This is a genomic window from Vibrio sp. 1727 (genome assembly GCF_033344415.1).
Lineage (GTDB): Bacteria > Pseudomonadota > Gammaproteobacteria > Enterobacterales > Vibrionaceae > Vibrio > Vibrio alginolyticus.
Genome location: NZ_JAWPOT010000687.1, coordinates 1 through 513 on the forward strand (window position 1 = coordinate 1; position 513 = coordinate 513).

General features: G+C 44.4%; 1 protein-coding gene. It reads left to right on the forward strand.

Going from position 1 to position 513, the window contains the following annotated elements; translation table 11 throughout:
* Positions 1-176: 176 nt before the first annotated feature.
* Positions 177-513: GNAT family N-acetyltransferase (locus R8O10_RS27625; protein ID WP_318192283.1), on the forward strand; the 337-nt coding region annotated here is incomplete at its 3' end.

The following is a 513-nucleotide window of genomic DNA, read 5'->3' on the forward strand; positions in this document are numbered from 1 at the left end:
ACCTAAAGATGGCTCGAGAAGCGACAGAAGAGTAATTATCGCTCAGTGAGAAAAACCAGACCGACAATAGTTGTTCGTCTGCATATACCCAAGTAACCTCAGGCGGATTACAAAAGGCTTGTATATCCCAAAAAATCCAAGGTGCTTGGGTATATTTATTTCTGGAGAAGAGAACAATGACAATGCTGATTCGTGAAGGCACGTTGGAAGAGGCACTTCAAGTGGTCACTCGAGTGAAAGAGTTTGCCAACGGAGAAACCTTAGATTCGATGTCACAGCGTCTTGGAGACAAAAACAGCCTAATCCTAGTGGCTGAGAAAAACGGTGCTATTGTCGGTTTTAAAATCGGCTACGAACTGGATGAAGACACCTTCTATAGTTGGTTTGGTGGTGTTGCGCCGCAAGCTCGAAATGAGGGAGTCGCGCAGATGTTGTTAGAGGCTCAAGAAGAATGGGTCGCAGAACAAGGCTATAAAACACTAAAAGTGAAATCTCGAAACCAATTTCCTGCCA